At 69.2% G+C, this 15,409-nt stretch carries 16 protein-coding genes and 1 tRNA gene; 8 read left to right on the top strand and 9 right to left on the bottom strand.

Annotation, left to right across the window (positions count from 1 at the left end; all coding sequences use genetic code 11):
• The first annotated feature begins 10 nt into the window (after positions 1-10).
• From AC5Y5V_RS29945 to AC5Y5V_RS29930, 4 genes are all read left to right on the top strand, one after another.
• Entirely contained in the window at positions 11-190 is a 180-nt protein-coding gene (locus AC5Y5V_RS29945) for an antitoxin (RefSeq protein WP_499942565.1), read from the top strand.
• A 4-nt stretch (positions 191-194) separates the two neighbouring features.
• Entirely contained in the window at positions 195-668 is a 474-nt protein-coding gene (locus AC5Y5V_RS29940; RefSeq protein WP_499942562.1) for a type II toxin-antitoxin system Rv0910 family toxin, read from the top strand.
• 148 nt (positions 669-816) lie between these two features.
• Positions 817-1,590, top strand: coding sequence for a VOC family protein (locus tag AC5Y5V_RS29935; RefSeq protein WP_499942560.1), 774 nt, complete (start codon positions 817-819; stop codon positions 1,588-1,590).
• Between the two features lie 15 nt (positions 1,591-1,605).
• Entirely contained in the window at positions 1,606-2,034 is a 429-nt protein-coding gene (locus AC5Y5V_RS29930) for a hypothetical protein (protein ID WP_499942558.1), read from the top strand.
• Positions 2,035-2,039: 5 nt separating this feature from the next.
• Here AC5Y5V_RS29930 and AC5Y5V_RS29925 read toward each other — a convergent pair whose 3' ends face one another.
• From AC5Y5V_RS29925 to AC5Y5V_RS29910, 4 genes are all read right to left on the bottom strand, one after another.
• Positions 2,040-2,510 carry a VOC family protein gene (locus AC5Y5V_RS29925; RefSeq protein WP_499942556.1) on the bottom strand — a complete coding sequence of 157 codons (471 nt, stop codon included), beginning with the start codon at positions 2,508-2,510 and terminating at the stop codon, positions 2,040-2,042.
• A gap of 1 nt (position 2,511) precedes the next feature.
• A complete protein-coding gene (locus tag AC5Y5V_RS29920; protein WP_499942585.1) occupies positions 2,512-4,008 on the bottom strand; it encodes a carotenoid oxygenase family protein in 1,497 nt (498 codons plus the stop codon).
• Positions 3,998-5,218 (bottom strand): acetyl-CoA acetyltransferase, encoded by a 1,221-nt coding sequence (locus AC5Y5V_RS29915; RefSeq protein WP_499942553.1) that lies wholly within the window; start codon positions 5,216-5,218, stop codon positions 3,998-4,000. The genes AC5Y5V_RS29920 and AC5Y5V_RS29915 overlap by 11 nt, the downstream gene beginning before the upstream one ends.
• A 494-nt stretch (positions 5,219-5,712) precedes the next feature.
• Positions 5,713-8,904, bottom strand: a complete 3,192-nt coding sequence (locus tag AC5Y5V_RS29910; protein ID WP_499942552.1) for a PE family protein — start codon at positions 8,902-8,904, stop codon at positions 5,713-5,715.
• A 191-nt stretch (positions 8,905-9,095) separates the two neighbouring features.
• Between AC5Y5V_RS29910 and AC5Y5V_RS29905 the strand changes: the two genes are divergently transcribed.
• Positions 9,096-9,455, top strand: a complete 360-nt coding sequence (locus tag AC5Y5V_RS29905; protein ID WP_499942550.1) for a hypothetical protein — start codon at positions 9,096-9,098, stop codon at positions 9,453-9,455.
• Between the two features lie 99 nt (positions 9,456-9,554).
• On the opposite strand, the gene AC5Y5V_RS29900 is transcribed toward AC5Y5V_RS29905, so the two are convergent.
• Positions 9,555-10,508 carry a dipeptidase gene (locus tag AC5Y5V_RS29900; protein ID WP_499942549.1) on the bottom strand — a complete coding sequence of 318 codons (954 nt, stop codon included), beginning with the start codon at positions 10,506-10,508 and terminating at the stop codon, positions 9,555-9,557.
• An 18-nt stretch (positions 10,509-10,526) separates the two neighbouring features.
• Between AC5Y5V_RS29900 and AC5Y5V_RS29895 the strand changes: the two genes are divergently transcribed.
• Positions 10,527-10,661, top strand: a complete 135-nt coding sequence (locus AC5Y5V_RS29895; protein WP_499942547.1) for a hypothetical protein — start codon at positions 10,527-10,529, stop codon at positions 10,659-10,661.
• Between the two features lie 188 nt (positions 10,662-10,849).
• On the opposite strand, the gene AC5Y5V_RS29890 is transcribed toward AC5Y5V_RS29895, so the two are convergent.
• From AC5Y5V_RS29890 to AC5Y5V_RS29880, 3 genes are all read right to left on the bottom strand, one after another.
• Positions 10,850-11,626 (bottom strand): alpha/beta hydrolase, encoded by a 777-nt coding sequence (locus AC5Y5V_RS29890; protein WP_499942546.1) that lies wholly within the window; start codon positions 11,624-11,626, stop codon positions 10,850-10,852.
• Entirely contained in the window at positions 11,623-12,327 is a 705-nt protein-coding gene (locus AC5Y5V_RS29885) for a DUF998 domain-containing protein (protein WP_499942545.1), read from the bottom strand. The genes AC5Y5V_RS29890 and AC5Y5V_RS29885 overlap by 4 nt, the downstream gene beginning before the upstream one ends.
• A 69-nt stretch (positions 12,328-12,396) precedes the next feature.
• A tRNA-Arg gene (locus AC5Y5V_RS29880) sits at positions 12,397-12,472 on the bottom strand.
• 79 nt (positions 12,473-12,551) lie between these two features.
• Between AC5Y5V_RS29880 and AC5Y5V_RS29875 the strand changes: the two genes are divergently transcribed.
• Positions 12,552-13,805, top strand: a complete 1,254-nt coding sequence (locus AC5Y5V_RS29875) for an alkaline phosphatase family protein (RefSeq protein WP_499942543.1) — start codon at positions 12,552-12,554, stop codon at positions 13,803-13,805.
• A 45-nt stretch (positions 13,806-13,850) separates the two neighbouring features.
• Here the strand turns inward: AC5Y5V_RS29875 and AC5Y5V_RS29870 are convergent, their stop codons facing one another.
• A complete protein-coding gene (locus tag AC5Y5V_RS29870) occupies positions 13,851-14,858 on the bottom strand; it encodes a hypothetical protein (protein ID WP_499942542.1) in 1,008 nt (335 codons plus the stop codon).
• Positions 14,859-15,206: 348 nt separating this feature from the next.
• Here AC5Y5V_RS29870 and AC5Y5V_RS29865 point away from each other — a divergent pair.
• The coding region (locus tag AC5Y5V_RS29865) for a hypothetical protein (RefSeq protein ID WP_499942540.1) at positions 15,207-15,409 on the top strand (203 nt) is incomplete at its 3' end.

The following is a 15,409-nucleotide window of genomic DNA, read 5'->3' as shown; positions in this document are numbered from 1 at the left end:
AGGACACAGCATGGGATTCCTGGACAAGGCGAAGGACCTGTTGTCGCAGAACGCCGACAAGGTCGGCACGGCGATCGACAAGGCCGGCGAGTTCGTGGACGACAAGACGCAGGGCAAGTACACCGACACCATCCACAAGGTGCAGGACGAGGCCAAGAAGCGCGTCGACCAGGGCGACCAGCCCGGCTGAGCGCATGGCCAAACTCTCTGGATCCATCGACGTTCCGCTGCCGCCCGAGCAGGCGTGGAAGCACGCCTCGGACCTGTCCCGGTTCAAGGACTGGCTGACCATCCACCGCGTCTGGCGCGGCGAGCTGCCCGAGGTACTGGAGAAGGGCACGGTCATCGAGTCCTACGTCGAGGTCAAGGGCATGGCCAACCGGGTGAAATGGAAGATCGTGCACTACAAGCCGCCGGAGGCGATGACGCTCAACGGCGACGGTGTGGGCGGCGTCAAGGTCAAGCTGCTCGCCAAGGTCACTCCGAAGGACGTCGGCTCGGTCGTCAGCTTCAACGTGCACCTCGGCGGCCCGGCGCTGTTTGGGCCGATCGGCATGATCGTGGCCGCGGCGCTGCGCAGCGACATCCGCCAATCGCTGGAGAATTTCGTCAGGGTGTTCACCCGGCCCGATCCGGGCATGAACGGCCACCGCAGTCTCGGTCACTGACCGCGTCGCAGTCGCCGAGACTTAAACTGCTGCGACGCTTCCCGGCGTGTCGTGTGCGTGGTTTCAGTGTCGCGGCGCGGCGCGATGACTTTCCGCCGTGGCGACGGTCCATATGCGTGAAACTGCCGACACCACGTAGGAGGTCATCGTGCCCACCCAAGACGGCGCGCCGCTAGGCGCTCCCTGCTGGATCGATCTGCTGTCGTCGGACATCGAGCGCGCCCAGGACTTCTACGGCACGGTGTTCGGCTGGACCTTCGAGAGCGCGGGACCCGACTACGGCGGATACGTCAACGCCGCCAAGGACGGCCACCCCGTCGCCGGGCTGATGGCCAACAACCCCGAGTTCGCCGCACCCGACGGCTGGAGCACCTACTTCCACGTCGCCGACATCGACGCGACCGTGGCCGCCGTGCCGCCGGCCGGTGGCACGGCGTGCATGGGGGTGATGGAGGTTCCCGCGAAGGGATTCATGGCCACGGCCAGCGACCCGTCGGGCGCGGTGTTCGGCCTGTGGCAGCCGCTGGAGCACCGGGGCTTCGAGTTGGTCGGCGAGGCCGGTGCCCCCGTGTGGCACCAGCTGACCACCCGCGACCACAGCCGTGCCGTCGACTTCTACCGTGCGCTGTTCGGGTGGCGCACCGAGGCCGTCTCCGACGCCGACGAATTCCGCTACACCACAGCGTGGTTTGGTGACCAGCAGCTACTCGGCGTGATGGACGGCGCGGGCTTCCTGCCGGACGGGGTGCCGTCAACGTGGACGACCTTCTTCGGCGCCGACGACGTCGACAAGACACTGCGGGCGATCACCGACAACGGCGGCGCGGTGTTGCGGCCGGCCGAGGACACCCCGTACGGGCGGCTGGCGGCGGCGGCCGATCCGACGGGCGCGGCGTTCAATCTGTCGTCGCTGCGGACCTGAGCTAGGGTCGCAACCATGACCCGCCGCCTGCGCCCCGGTTGGCTGGTGGCGTTGTTCGGCCTGGTCGTCGCGGTCAGCGCCTGGCTGCCGTGGCTCACGACGTCGGAGGGCGGCGGCGGCTGGGCCAGCGCCATCGGCGGCAGCCACGGCAACATCAAACTTCCGTCGGGGTTCAACGCCGGCCAGCTCATCGTGCTGCTGGCCTCCACGTTGTTGGTGGCCGGCGCGATGGTCGGCCGCAACCTGTCGGCGCGGCTCGCTTCGGCTGCCGCGCTGCTCATTTCGCTGCTCATCGTGCTGCTCACGGTGTCCTACTACCGGGTCAACGTCAGCCCGCAGGTGTCGCCGCAATACGGGCTCTATGTCGGCGCGGTCGCCGCGGTCTTCGCGGTGGCGTGTTCGGTGTGGTCGGTGATCGCGGCCCTGACCGCGCGGCCGACCTGACCGCCTCAGCCCGACGGGAACTCGTGCTTGCCCGAGACGGCGCTCTCGTCGGGCTCGTTGACCCCGAACACGAAGGGCGCGAACACGACTTCGCGGCCGTCGGGATCGCGGTAGGTGACCGCGCCGGTCGCTTCCCAGTACGGGTGCTGCCCGACGGGCTGGACCCCGGCGGCCTGCAGGCGCGCGACCGCGAGCTGTTGCGCCTCGGTGTCCGGGAAGTAAAGGCACAGCTGCTCGTGGGGGTCCACCGCGACCTCGTCGGGCGCCTCCACAATCTCCATCGTCAGGTTGAAGCTCGGCAGGCCGAAGATGGCGCCGTTGCTGCCGTAGCTGCCCTCGAAAGTCTCGAACAGCGGCAGGCCGACCAACTCGCGGTAAAACCGCACCGTCGCTTCGAAGTTAGACGTGCGGCGGGCGAACCGGATGGATCCGATCGCCGCCAGTTCTCTGGGCCAATGCGTCTTGCGGCGGGACATGTCAGTTCCAGCGCCGCAATTCTGAGCCGGCGACCCACGCCGAATGCGTGCCGCTGGAGATGCGTTCCGGCAGCTGCAGTTTGCACACCGGGCCGTCGGCGACCCGGGCCGCATCGAAGACCAGGCAGTACGACGCGTCGGCGGTCATGTCGGTGGTGAGCGTGATCAGATAGCCGTCGTCCTCGGCGGCGCTGCCCAACCTCGGCGCCATCTGCGCCTCGCTGCCGTATACGCCGTCGCCGAACGAGTGGCGCTCGCAGTTTCCGGTGAGCAGATCGTGTTTCGCGAGCCCGTCGAACAGGAACCAGCCGGGTTTGCCGGTCGCGGCGTAGGCGTAGCGGTAGGGGCCGGACGCATAGTCGGCGTTCATCGTGCCGAATTCGGTGATGTCCTCCGACAACTGCTCCTCCGTGACCGCGCCCGTTACCAAGTTCAGGCGCCAGCGGTGCAGCCGGGTCTGCAGGCGGTCCAGCGCCAGGAAGCGAAAGACCTTGTCCCACTTGGCTCCGATGCCGGACGACCGGTCGCTGTCGAGCGGCTGTGGATCGCCCTCGAAGAAGCCGTCGAGCACGATCTCGTCGCCGTCCTCGTAGGCGTTGACGAAGTGCAGCACGAACGTCGGGTCCGCCTCGAACCAGCGGATGTCGGCCGTCCCACCGCGGCGGGGGAGCACCGCGAACCGCGACGGGATGTCGGGGTAGAAGCGCGGCAGATGCACGTTGCGTTCCAGCAGTCGCGGGTCCCAGAACAGCGGGAAATCGTTGAGTATCGCGTAGTTTTCGGTGAACGCCATGTCGTGCGGCAGCCGCGGCCCAGGCAGTGGGATGTCGACGTAGTGGACGAGTTCGTTGTTCTGATCCACCACGCCGTAGTGCATGTACGGGTCCTGCTTGCTGTAGTTGAAGAACAACAGCTCGCCGGTCTTGTTGTCCACCTTGGGATGTGCCGAAACTCCCCACTCGCCCGGGAAGCCACCGTTCCAGCTCTCCTTGCCCAGCGTGGTGGCGGAGTACGGGTCGACGCGATACAGATCGCCGCACTGGTAGAAGCTGGTGAGCGCGATGCCGCGGTGCACGATGACGTCGGTGCTCGACGCATCCTTCATCAGGGTCCTGGCGCCCCAACCCTTTCCGCGCTTCGCGATCTGCACCGGCTCGGCCAGGCCCGGCCACAGCGGCCCGCCCGCCTCGTTCTCCGCCGCGAAGCCCTCGGTTTGGATAAAGCGGTTGCGGTAGAAGGCCTTTCCGTCCCGGAAGCCGACGACGTGCAGCATGCCGTCGCCGTCGAACGGGTGGTACAGGTTGAACGCCGGATGCAACGGGTTCTCGGTGTTGCGCAGGTAGATGCCGTCCAGGTCGCGCGGGATCTCGCCGTCGACGGCGGTCAGGTTGTCGGCGTCCCACTCGCTGGTCTGGGGGCGCCACGGACCGGTGCGGTAGGGGTGGTCGTCGTCCTCTGGCAGGGTCGACAGGTACTTTCCGACGAGCTCAACATCCATGCTCATGTGCCTTCACTACAAAACTGACAGTGGTGGCGGTGCTGCCGCCGAAATTCAAGGTGCCGAACGTCTTCGCGTTCTGAACCTGGTAATCGCCGGCCGCGCCGCTGACCTGCTTGGCCGCGTCCAGCAGCATCCGCACACCGGAGGCGCCGACGGGATGCCCGCCGCCGATCAGCCCGCCGCTGGGGTTGATCGGCAGCCGGCCGCCGAGCTCGATCTCGCCATTCTCGATGGCCTTCCAGGATTCGCCCGGGCCGGTCAGACCGATGTGGTCGATGGCCAGGTACTCGCTGGGCGTGAAGCAGTCGTGCACCTCGAACCCGTCGACGTCGTCGAGGGTCACCCGCGCGCGGCGCAGGGCGTCGAGCACCGCGGAGCGCACGTGCGGCATCACGTACGGGTCATCGATGTTGCGGTCCAGCTTCTGCCGCAGGCCCAGCCCGACGGTGCGGTGACCCCAGCCGTCGATGCGCCCGATCGGGCGGGCGTCGGGGTGGTCGCGCAGGTATGCGTCGTTGACCAGAACCAATCCCGCCCCGCCGTCGGTCATCTGGCTGCAGTCGAACCGCCGCAGCCGGCCCTCGGTGACGGGGTTGGTGGCGTCGTCGTCGGTGATTGGGTCGGGGACGGTCCAGCCGCGGGTCTGGGCGTTGGGGTTGCGGCGCGCGTTGGCGAAGTTGAGCGCCGCGATCGCGCGCAGGTGGGTGTCGTCCAGGCCGTAGCGCCGGTCGTACTCGTCGGCGACCGCAGCGAACATCGACGGCCACAGGTAGCGCGCGTCGCCTCCTTCGTGTCCGGTCCACGCGGCGGCACCCAGGTACTGCGCGCCGGTGTCGCCGGGCACCGTCTTCTCCAGCTCGATCCCGACGACCAGCGCGCTGTCGTAGGCGCCCGAACGCAAATCCGCGATCGCGGCCAGGGTCGCGATGCTCCCGGAAGCGCAGGCCGCTTCGTGCCGAGCGGCCGGGGTGTCCCAAAGTTCGTCGCACACGGTGGCCGGCATGGCCCCGAGGTGACCCTGGCCGGCAAACATCTCGCCGAAGGCGTTCCCGACGTGGATGACCCCGATGTCGGCGGCCGGCGCCTCGGCGGCGCTGAGCGTGGCCTCCACGACCTCCGCGGTCAGGGCCGCGAAGTCGCGGTTTTCCTTGGTCAGGTTGCGCGCGAAGTCGCTCTGGTAACCGCCGAGGATCCACACACCGTCCATAGCGGCACGGTACAACAGATCGGATGGTGCGTCGGAAAATCGAATGTGATGGCGGTCCCGTCGGCTCTCGGGCTGAACCGACGGGACCTAGGCTAACGCGGCAGCCGGCTGACGCGCCAACCTCTTGAGGTGCATTACCATCCGCGACCGGTGACAAACATGTCTGGGCGAATTGGTTGCGCGTACCAGAATTGACAAACCGAACTGCGTAAACGCATTGGTTTCCCCGGGCAGTGGCGACGAAACCGATTGGGCACCTTTCGAATCCGTCACACCGGGGTGGTCAGGATACCGGCGTGGGCGGCCGTTGTCAGGGCTCCCGACCGGGTGCGGACTCGCGTGCGGGTGAAAGCGCCACGCGGGTAAGGCATTTAGCGGCCCCGGGGGTGGCGGGTTGGTCGTTCACGTCGCTCTCGGTGCCGCCGCCGGTTGGCCGACCTGACCGTCTCCCCGGTGCCGCCGTCTCCGCTGGTGGCGGCCGTGTTCGATAGCGACTACGTAGCCCCGCTGCCGCCGTTGCCGCCGCCACCACCGACGCCGCCGTCGCCGCCGTCGCCGGTCACCGCGTCGGGCCCGCCGCCGTCCTGGCCGTCACCGCCGGTGCCGCCGGTGCGGCCGAGGCCACCGAGACGGTTCTTGCCCCCCGAACCGCCCTGGCCGCCGTCGCCGCCGTCGCCGCCGGTACCGCCGGTGCCACCAGGAGCGTTGCCGCCGCCGCCGCCGTGGCCGCCGCCCCCGCCCGTTCCGCCTTGCGCTGCGCCACCGATGCCCAGAATCGAGGTGCTCGCATTGCCGCCGACCCCGCCCATGCCCCCGACGCCGCCCTCGCCGCCGTCGCCGCCGGTGACCTGGGTGCCGTTCTGGGCCAGGCCACCCGTTCCGCCGGCGCCGCCCGTTCCGCCGGTGCCGCCGACGCCGGACAGCAGACTGAGCAGGGCGCCGGGGGACGACCCGGCCCCGCCGACGCCGCCGGCCCCGCCCACGCCACCGGCGCCGGCGGTGTTCGATTCCAGGCCGCCAGTGCTGGCCCCGCCGCTGCCGCCGGCTCCGCCGTTGCCGCCGGAACCGCCCTTGAGCGCCAGCGACATCAACGAGCCGTTGGGGCTAGCACCCATGCCGCCGACGCCGCCGTTGCCACCCGCGCCGCCGGTCTCGGCGAGGTCGCCGGTGCCGCCCGCCCCGCCGTCGCCGCCGCGGCCGCCGGCGCCACCGGTGACGCCGGCGTCACCTAGCAATGTCAACTGGCTGCCCGACTTGCCGCCGTCGCCGCCCTCACCGCCGGCGCCACCGGCGCCACCGACGGGGCTGGCGGCGCCGCCGGTGCCCGCGACCCCGGCCCCACCGCCGTTGCCGCCCGCGCCGCCGTCGCCGCCCGAACCGACGGGGGCAATGCCGCCGGCGCCGCCGTCGCCGCCCTTGCCGCCGCCGCCGCTGGCGCCGTTGGTGCCGCCCGGCCCGGCGTCGCCGCCGATGCCGCCGGCGCCACCGTCACCGCCCTTGCCGCCGTGGTCCGCGTTGGTGCTGATGGTGGGATTGGTCGCGCCATCGGCGCCCTTGCCGCCGTCGCCTCCGGTACCGCCGGCGCCGCCACTGCCCGACGTCGCTCCGGTGCCGGCGTGGCCGCCGTTGCCGCCGGTACCGCCGCCGCCGCCGGACGGGGCGTTGGCGCCGCCGATCCCGCTGACCGCGACGTCGGACCCGCCGTCGCTGCCCATTCCGCCGTGGCCGCCCGCGCCGCCGTCGCCGCCGACGCTGTCGACGCCGGTGGCGTCGCCGCCCTTGCCGCCGTGACCGCCCGCGCCGCCGGTGTCGCCGGCCAGGCCGCTCTGGATGACGGTGTTTCCGTCGGCGCCGGTGCCGCCCGCGCCGCCGGTGCCGCCCTCGCCGCCCTTGCCCGCGATAGTGCCGGCGCCGACAGTGCCGGCGTCGCCGCCGGCGCCCCCGTCGCCACCGGCGGGGGCCGTGACCGCTCCGTGGCTGGTGTCCTTACCGCCGGTGCCGCCGGTGCCCCCGTCGCCGCCGTTGCCGGCATCGCCGCCGTTGCCGACGGTTCCGCCGCTCCCGCCGCTGGCGCCGCCGGCCCCGCCGTTGCCTCCGGTGCCGCCGTCGCCGCCCTTGAAGCCCGTGGTGTCGTCGAGGCCGGTATCGCCCTTACCGCCGTTGCCCGCGTCGCCGCCGTGGGCGCCGGCGCCGCCGTCGCCCCCGGTTCCGCCGGTGCCGACCGCGCCCGCGCTTCCGCCGGCTCCGCCGCCGCCGCCCTTTCCGCCGTCGCCGCCGCGACCGCCGTCGCTCGCGCTGCCGTCGCCTGCGTTGCCGCCGTCGCCGGGTTTGCCGCCGTCGCCGCCGTTGCCGCCGCTGCCGTTGACGCCGCCGGCGCCGCCGGCATTGCCGCCGTTGCCGCCCTTGCCGCCGTCACCGCCGTCGCCGCCTTTGACTCCGCTTTGGCCGGTGGGGGAGTCGTCGGCGCTGGCGCCGTCGCCGCCGTTGCCGCCCTTGCCGCCGTTGCCGCCGTCGCCGACGGCCCCGCCGGCTCCCGCCGTGCCGCCCTGGCCGCCGTCGCCGCCGGTGCCGCCCTTCCAGCCGTTGCCGCCGCTGCTGCCGTTGAAGTCGCCCGCCCCGCCGGTGCCGCCGGTGCCGCCGTTGCCGCCGTCGCCGGAGTGGCCCGTGGCGCCGGCCGTCCCGAGCAGACCCGCGGCGCCACCGGCCCCGCCAGCACCCGCGTTGCCGCCGTTACCGCCGTGGCCGCCGGTCCCGCCGTCATGGATCAGGAAATTGCCGCCGTATCCGCCGTCGCCGCCGTGGCCGCCGCTGCCGCCCACGCCGCCGGCGCCGCTGGTGCCCAGCAATCCGCGGGCGGCCCCGCCGGCCCCACCGTTGCCCCCGGTCCCGCCCTGACCACCCGCGGCACCCGTGCCACCGGTGTTGCCGTCGCCGCCGAGCCCGCCGGCGCCGCCATCGCCGGCCTTGCCGCCGATCAGCGCGTTGGACGCCCCACCGGTCCCGCCGTTGCCACCATTGCCGCCGCTGCCGCCGGGGACGCCGGCCGCCGAGGCGTCCCCGCCGGTGCCACCTTGACCGCCGTGGCCGCCTTGTCCGCCCAAAAGGCCGCCCGCGCCGCCACTACCGCCGTTGCCCCCGGTCGCGGCGGCCCCTGACGCGTCCCCGCCCTTGCCGCCGGCGCCGCCCCGGCCGAACAAGCCCGCCGCGCCGCCCTTGCCGCCGTCCTGGCCCGCCGCGCCGGAGCCGCCGTTGCCGCCGTTGCCCAACAGCCACCCGCCGTCGCCGCCGTCTTTCCCGCTGCCCATCGCCGCGCTGGCCCCGTCGCCGATGAGCGCGCGGCCCGTGAGGGTCTTGATGGGCGTGAATATCGCGATGTCATCGAGGCCCTGCAGCGGTGTGGCATTGGCGGCCTCGGCGGCCGCGTAGGCACCCAGGCTGCCGCGCAACGCCGCGACGAACTGGTCGTGAAACGCCGCCGTGCGTGCGCCGACCGCCTGGTATTCGCTGGCATAGCGGCCGAAGAGCGTCGCTATCGCCGCCGACACCTCGTCGCCGGCCGCGGCCGCCAGGCCGGTCGTGGCGCCCGCGGCCGCCCCATTGGCCTGCCGCAGGGCGTCACCGATGCCGGTGAAGTCGGCCGATGCTGCGGCCAGTGCTTCGGGGACTGCGATCAGAAAGGACGCCATCGAGTGCTACCCCCAATCGGCAGGACCACGGAAGGAGGGGAACGCTACGCCTGCGAGGTCGGTGGGTTTGCGTAATCGTCAATATTCATATTTGCCGCCGCGCCGCAAGAATTTCGCAGGAATTTCGCGAGCTTCTGCCAAGCGCTGGGCGGCAGCTTAAGTGGTTGTCCGCTTAGGCAAAGGAGACCGCCATGAAGATCACGGCGACGGCGATGGCTTGTCTGGTTGCGAGCACGCCGGTCACGGCCTGCCCCGCCCAGGCCGAGCCGACCGTGCAGGTCGCGCTGGCGCCCATCCCGAAGCTGCAGGCCGACCCCAGAGCCGACGTGCAAGAGCTGCTCCGGCAGATTTCCGAACTGGACGACCAATGGGGCGCGCTGACCCCGGCGGAGCGAAACCAGCGGCTTGCGGGCCTTCAGCAGCAGGTCACCGTGGTAGATCGGGAGACCCGCGATCTGCCACCCGAGCAACGCCCCGAGGTGCAGGCGATGCTCGGGGTGGCCGTCTTTCGGCTGCTCGACATCCTCAGAAAGCAGCGAGAGGGGCAGTAGGCCGCTCGGGCGCTCGCCGAGCGTGGGCTTTATGCACGCCGTGCATAAACCCCACACTCGACGCGCCCCGTTTGGTTGCCCACCCCGGCGCGCCTCCGCTCAGCGTCGCCACGCGCGCCGTGCGACGCGATAAAAGTTGCCGCCGACGACCGCGGCGATATCGCCGTCCGCCCAACCCCGCCGGCTGAGGCGGTCGCCAAGCGTCAGCAGCGTCTCCGGCGGCATCCACTGGATCGGCCCCCACCGGGTGTAGCTGTCGTCGAACAGGTGCGGGTTGCGGGTGAGTTCGTCGACGAAGTCGACGTAGTCGAAAGAGAAGTCCGAGCTGACGCCGACGTGATCGATGCCGACGAGTTCCACGGCGTATTCCAGGTGCCGGGTCATCGCCTCGAGCGTGGGCGTGTTGGGTCCGAGGAAGATGCCCACGCCGGTGATGCCAACGACGCCGCCGGTGGCCGCGCAGGCCCGGGCCTGGTCGTCGGTGATGTTGCGCGGGTGATCCCACACCGCGCGCATGCACGAGTGGCTGTAAATGACTGGACCGGTGGAGGTTTCGCACATGTCGAGTCCGGTGCGGGCGCTGCAGTGCGATCCGTCGGGGACGACGCCGACGTCGTTCATCGCGGCCACGATCGACCGGCCCCACGCGGTCAGGCCGGTGTCGTCGGTGTCCAGGCAGCCGCTGCCCGCGCGGTTGGCGTGGTTGTAGCTGGGCAGCAGGGTACGCACGCCCAGATCGGCCAGGGTCGCCAGGTTGTCGAGGTTGTCGTCGAGGGGACGGGAGTCCTCGAGGTCGAACACCACCGCGATGCGGCCGGCGCCGGTGATCGTCGCGACGTCGTCGACGCCGGCGGCGAGTTCCAGATCGGGATGGGCTTCGACGGCGGCGCGATAGTGCTTGAGCAGCTTCGTGCTGTCGTCGTAGCTGTGCGGCGAATACCCGGCGTTGACCGAAACGAATGCGCCGCCTGCTCGTCGATAGCGGGTCAGCGGTTGGACATCGGCGTCGAGCTGTAGCGGCAGGCACGTGTGCTGGTCCCACAGCAGCGTCATGCGTACTAGCGTGACAGCGTGGTCACCAAGGACCGTCGCTCGTCGGATCTGTTGGTGATAATTCCCGTCAAGGACTGGGTGTGCGCGTCGTGGCGCGGGCGCGTCGACGAGGTGCTGAGCGCGTTCCTCGGCCGTGGCGATCGCGAGTCTTAAACGTCGGCGCCGTCACCCGGCGTGTCGTCGCCGACGTTTACGTGTCGCGGGTTGACCCGTGGCGATCCGGGTCCCCGCCACCGCGACGTGACAAATCGCGTCCCGCGAACGTGCACGGAAGTACAGCGACACGCCGCGCGCGGCCGCGTCATGTGCACGCTCGCGGCCGGCGATACGAATGACCCGTGTTAGCCCGACGCCATACCGCCGATCGAGCGGATGAGCTCCGCGATGCGACGCGGCTGCTCGACCATGACGAGGTGCCCCGCGGGAGCGATGGTCACGTGCTCCGCGTGCAGCAACCCGGCCAGCCGGATCTGCCGTCGGCGCCACAACCGCGTGCGCCAACCCGTGTGGGCCGTGGCCACCACGCGCGGCACGGGAGGCAGCGGAGACGAGGCCCGCAGCGCACACAGCTCGGCCGCCAGTTCGTGGTAGGCGACATATTCCCGAAGCAGCGCGGACATGAATTCGGGTTCGGCTGCGGCGCTGCGTATCTCGGACCGCGTCCGGGCGTCCAGTCCGCCCGGACGGCGCCGCTCCCATAACGTCAGGCCGGCCTGGCCCAGCGGTATCCGCAGGTGCAGCGTGTCCAGCAGCGTTGCGACGGCATCGGCCGCGGCGAGCTTGGCCGGCAGCGGCAGCGCGAGCCGTCGATGATCGGTGGCGATGCTGGTATCGAGCAGCAGCAACCCGCGCGTCCGCTGCGGGTAGAGCCGCGCGAATCCTTCGGCGTAGAAGCCGCCGATCGAATGCCCCACCAGCACCGCCGGATCCGGCCTTCCTGCGGCGTCGAGCGCGGCGCAGATCCGGTCGGCCTCGCCGCGGACCGTGGGGCGCGACACCGCGGCCGGCCGGTCGAATCGCACGACGGTGTGGTCGTCGGCCAGATAGGCGACCGTGTCGGTCCAGTGCAGCGCGCGGCCCCCGAGGCCGCTGCACAGCACCACGACGCGGTCGCTCATGTACTGCATCGTGCACGAGCGGTGCGCACGGCAACATAGATCAGCCAGCCGGCGAACGCCGCCAGCTCGGCCCGTTGCGCGATCCCGACCACGCCGATGTCGTCGCGGCTGTCGACGAGTATGGCGATACCGGTCGATATCGCGGTGCCGATCAAGGCCGCGAGCATGAACAGCCCGAGCCGCTGCACCGCCACCGGGGCCCCCTCGCGCCGATCCGCGAGGGTAAAAGCCAGCAACGACGCGATCGCGGCGGCCAGCACGACCCCGCTGCTGAGCCAGTGCAGCTGGTGCCCGATCGGCACGGTGCCCCGGGCCTCGCGCGCTTTGCAGATGGCATCCGAACTCGGCGCGCACACCAGCCTCCACACGGTGCTGTCGAAAGCCGTCGCCACCGCGAAGACGCCGACGGCCCACCAGCCCCGCCTGCTCCAGGGGCCGCACGGTAGGCCGACCAGGCCGGCGGCGGTCCCGACGAGAACGACCGCCGCCGTCGCCAGGTCGAGGTCCCGAAACCACGCGCCGTGCGGTTGATCCGCGGCGGCGAGTTCGCTGATGTAGAGATCCGGATCGGGCAGCGTGTGGGTGAACACCATCTCCAGCAGCCAGTTGGAATACAGCACGGCGCCCAACGCCACGGCAGCGACGGCGACCCAGCGCAGCGTCGCGTTGACGTTCGCTGCCGTGTCGGAGCGTGTTGCCATATCAACCACTTATCCGGCGCCTGGGGCGTGCAAACCGCAAAGGCCGCGAACTCGAGGCGGATTCATATCTGGTGCCCCCGGCAGGATTCGAACCTGCGACACCGGCTTTAGGAGAGCCGTGCTCTATCCCCTGAGCTACGAGGGCGGGGGAGCGATTGAAAGTCTTCCACGCTCGTGCCGGCACAGCGTACCGCCCTACGCTGCCCGATGAGATGCTGAGGCACGTGCGCAAGCTCCTCATCGCGTCGTGCCTGCTCGTGCTCGCGCCGTTTCTCACGGCCGCGCCGCGACCGGCCGCCCCCATGCCGGCGACCCCGACCGACGTCATCTTGATCTCCATCGACGGCTTCCGCGCGGACTATTTCGACCGCGGCATAACGCCGAATCTGGCCGAGCTTGCGGCGCACGGTGTCCGGGCGCAATGGATGACGCCGTCATTTCCGTCGCTGACATTTCCCAATCACTACACGCTGGTGACCGGCCGATACCCCGATCACCACGGCCTCGTCGACAACACGATGAGCGATCCGTCGATCCAGCCCGACAATCGCTTCAGCATCTTCACCCCGGAGGCATTCGACGACGAACGCTGGTGGGACCAGGCGACGCCGATCTGGCTCAGCGTGCAGCGGCAGGGCGACAAGTCCGCGGCCGTGTTCTGGCCCGGCTCGTCCACCCCCATCCACGGCGTGCTGCCGAATTACTGGTACCGCTACGACGGCAACGTGCCCGCCGACGAACGCACCGACCGCGCGTTGGCGTGGCTGGACCAGCCGCAGCGGCCGCGTTTTTCCACGCTGTATTTCAACGACGTGGACAGCGCCGGTCACCAATACGGGCCGGACTCACCGCAAGTCGATGCCGCAATTGTTCAGGTGGACAACGCAATCGGGCGTCTCATCGCGGGCCTGAAGGAACGTGGACGCTACGGCACGACCAACATCGTCGTGGTGTCCGACCACGGCATGGCGCCGCTACCGCCGGGTCAGGTGATCTACCTCGAGGATCACACCGACGTCGACGCGCTGAACGCCGTCACGACGATGGAGGTCGCCGGCCTCGACCCGCAGCAGAACGTTCCGGCCGACCGTGTCGCCCAAGCGGAGGCCAAACTGCTGGCGCCGAATCCGCATATGCAGTGCTGGCGAAAGCAGAACGTCCCCGCGCGGTTCCACTACGGCACCAACCGGCGCATCCCGCAGATCGTGTGCCTCGCGGATACGGGCTGGTACATCCTGCCCAGCCGCAACACACCCGGCGCGGATATCTTTCTGCTCGGCGCCCACGGCTACGACAACGACGATCCGCTCATGCGTGCGTTGTTCATCGCCGAAGGGCCGTCGTTCCGCAGCGACGTCGTCGCACCGCCGTTTCCCAACGTCGACGTGTACCCCCTGTTAACCAATATCCTCGGCGTCGCGCCGGAGCCGAACGACGGCAATTTCGCGCAGGTCGCCGGAATGCTCATACGCCCCTAACGCAGCTCGGCGATGACCTTGGCGAAGTTCTCGATGTGGTTGTCGTCAGAGAAAGCTCATCAAAATTTGTATCCAGTAAATAGCTTCGTGGGTCGCCATTTCTATCACATGGATACCGATACCTCCGCCGCCGCCAAACCCGTGGTAATACGCGGAAAGCTCGTCTACTTGACCGCCAGTCGCGCTGGTGAAACCTCGAGCACCTGCGGAATCGACTAATTGGTCGCTACCAGCATAGTCGTTGGCACCTCGTGGCGATTTATGGGAGTAGTTGGTCGGCGAGACGGCGACATGCGATCTGGTATCGATAGGAACAACCAGTGGCTTCCTCTCGACCTCGCTCTGTGGCTGCAAGCCAGTGCCGTGAGGAGTGGTTCGCTGATCTGAGTCACGTCTGGAGGAATGAGTGGCCGGGTGATGACCATCTTCCTGCGGTGGATGGCGTCCATCGTCCTGGGGTGGATGGTCACCATCGTCCTGGGGTGCATGGCGTCCATCTTCCTGCGGTGGACTAGGGCCGGAGTCAGGTTTAGAAGCCGATGGAGATGGAGGAGGCTGAGTTGGATGTGCTGAGACCCAACGCAACGAACGCAATAAGTCTTGGAAAAGAGCGTCCGCACGATTGCCGATTGTGCCAGCAACCGCGGCAGTCCCAACGAACGTCAAGCCGCCAAGCAGCAATCGCATAGGTGTGGAATGGCCGTTTCTATACGACTGGCCGATGGCCAAAACGTAGGCGCCGCCGCGACTTGGATCAGCGAGATCATGAAAGATTCGTTGAATCCCAAAAGAGTATGTGGGCCTCGATAATTCGCGTGTAAAGTCGATCTTGCGGATATCTGATGTTCTGGCGTACGCGACAGCTTCCGCGATCCGCAAGTCGCTAAGCTCGGTTAAGCTCCTTACCCAGTCGGGAGGTAACTTCTCGACAACGATCACTGCCCACAGCATTTCGGTTGCGATGCCCATGGCGATGGTGCGCGGCACATGCGTGGCATGCGGATTCGGTCGAGCATTGCCCACCCGGTAATAAAAGGCTCCTGTTGCCAACAAGCGCCGTATGCAATCCATGCTAGTCTCGGCGCCATGCGAATTGACCGCGTTGCTTATAGCGATTAAGCGCCTGTCAGTAGTCGCTCGCACGAGACTCTCGTCTTGGGATCGCAGTACATGCGACTCGCAGCATGAAGCTATCCATTCCTGAAGCGCCAGGAGGTCTTGACGTCTTATGTCCCTGTCTCGGGCCATCCGCACACCTCCTAAGCGGCGGCTTGCGTAGCGGCTATGTACGGACTGTGCCACTCTTCCACCTGCCGGTTGAGCCGAAGAATCCCAGGAGTGAATATAGTTGGCGGCGTAGGCCACAAGCTGCTAATTGTCTCCCTTATCATCCTTCCGATCATGACGCCGCAGCAATCCCTCCCGCAACGTCTATTTTCTTTCTCAGACCACGTGGCGCCTAACATAGAAGCGTTCCGCAGCGATATCGTCGCGCCGCCGTTTCCCAACGTCGACGTGTACCCCCTGTTAACCAATATCCTCGGCGTCGCGCCGGAGCCGAACGACGGCGACTACGCGCAGGTCGCCTCGATGCTCAACCGCCC

This window comes from Mycobacterium sp. NGS68 (genome assembly GCF_059812195.1).
This window is presented reverse-complemented; position numbering and strand designations above follow the sequence as displayed.